Source organism: Cellulomonas sp. 73-92 (assembly GCF_001898175.1).
In the GTDB taxonomy this organism is placed as follows: Bacteria; Actinomycetota; Actinomycetes; order Actinomycetales; family Cellulomonadaceae; genus Cellulomonas.
This window is the reverse complement of sequence record NZ_MKTH01000021.1, coordinates 1-1,720: the sequence shown is the minus strand read 5'-3', so window position 1 is coordinate 1,720 and position 1,720 is coordinate 1. Positions and strand designations below refer to the sequence as shown.

General features: G+C 71.3%; 2 protein-coding genes. Both read right to left on the bottom strand.

The window, feature by feature from the left end:
• Positions 1–78: 78 nt before the first annotated feature.
• Positions 79–546 carry a ribonuclease E activity regulator RraA gene (gene rraA, locus BGO37_RS15230; RefSeq protein ID WP_291756251.1) on the bottom strand — a complete coding sequence of 156 codons (468 nt, stop codon included), beginning with the start codon at positions 544–546 and terminating at the stop codon, positions 79–81.
• 138 nt (positions 547–684) lie between these two features.
• The gene (locus tag BGO37_RS15225; protein ID WP_291756249.1) at positions 685–1,698 is read right to left on the bottom strand and encodes a sugar phosphate isomerase/epimerase; all 1,014 of its coding nucleotides are present in this window, start codon (positions 1,696–1,698) and stop codon (positions 685–687) included.
• Between the last annotated feature and the right edge of the window lie 22 nt (positions 1,699–1,720).

The window sequence follows — 1,720 nt, the reverse complement described above, 5'->3', positions numbered from 1 at the left end:
CTGAACGCGTGCGCGGTGGTGAAGGCGGTCATGGTCCCAGCATCCGCCCTCGGCCCGCGCTCGTCCAGACCCCCGGAGTCACCGCTCGACGAGGATGCCGTCCGCGTCGGCCCACACATGCCGCCCCGGCACGAATGCCACACCGGCGATCACGACCGGGACGTCGACCTCGCCGACGCCGTCCTTCGCGCTGCGCCGCGGGTTCGAGCCCAGCGCCTTCACCCCGATCGGGAGCGCGGCGATGGCGGTCCGGTCGCGGATCGCGCCGTGCACGATGATCCCGGCCCACCCGTTGCGGACCGCCGACGCCGCGATGAGGTCGCCGACGAGTGCGGACTCGAGCGACCCGCCCCCGTCGACGACGAGCACGGCGCCGTCGCCGGGAGTGGCCAGCACCGCCTTGACGAGGGCGTTGTCGCGATGGCACCGGACGGTGCGGACGGGGCCGTCGAAGGCGACCCGGCCGCCGAGGTCGTGCAGCTGCAGGACGAGGGAGTCGAGCTCGTCGCCGCGTTCGTCGTACAGATCCGCCGTCGAGAGGGTCATGACCCGAGGCTACGGCGTCCTCGCGTCGCGATCCGGTCGGAGATTCAGGAAGAACCGGCCATCTTCACCCGCGGTGAAGCCCGGGTGTCAGGTTTCTCCTGAATCTGCGACAGGTACCGGCCAGCGACAGCCCGACGGCTACTGGTTGCTGAAGGCCGCGTCGAACGACGCGGTGGGCAGCGGCCACAGCAGCGACCGCACGTACTCGACCGCCTGGGCGGCGCCGTGCCGGCGGTCCATGCCGGCGTCCTCCCACTCGATCGAGATCGGCCCCGCGTAGCCGATCGCCTCGAGCGCGCGGAACGCGTCCTCCCACGGCACGTCGCCGTGCCCTGTCGAGACGAAGTCCCAGCCCCGGCGCGGGTCGCCCCACGCGAGGTGCGAACCGAGCACCCCGGCCCGCCCGTTCTGGGGGCGCAGCCGGGTGTCCTTGCAGTCGACATGGTAGATCCGGTCCTGGAAGTCCCAGATGAACCCGACGGGGTCGATGTTCTGCCACATCATGTGGCTCGGGTCCCAGTTGAAGCCGAACGCCGGGCGGCGGTCGATGGCCTCGAGGGTGCGCACGCTCGTCCAGTAGTCGTAGGCGATCTCGCTCGGGTGGACCTCGTGGGCGAACCGCACGCCCTCCGCGTCGAAGACGTCGAGGATGGGGTTCCACCGGGTGGCGAAGTCCTCGTAGCCGGCATCGATGACGGATGCCGGGACCGGCGGGAACATCGCGACGTACGGCCAGATCGAAGACCCCGTGAACCCGACGACGGTGTCGACGCCGAGCTTCCGGGCGACGCGCGCGGACCGCTTCATGTCCTCGGCGGCACGCTGCCGCACGCCCTCGGCCTCGCCGTCGCCCCACACGTAGTCGCGCAGGATCGCCTGATGCCGGAAGTCGATCGGAGCATCGCACACCGCCTGGCCGGCGAGGTGGTTGGAGATCGCGTACACCGTCAGCCCGTGCCGGTCGAGGATCTCGAGCCGCGAGGCGACGTAGGCGTCGTCCTCGTCGGCGCGCTCGAGGTCGAGGTGGTCGCCGGATGCCGCGATCTCGAGCCCGTCGTAGCCCCACTCCGCGGCGCGGCGGGCGACCTCCTCGAAGGGCAGGTCGGCCCACTGGCCCGTGAACAGGGTGACGGGATGCGTCGACGCGGTCATGGCTTCTCCTCGTGGGGGGTGT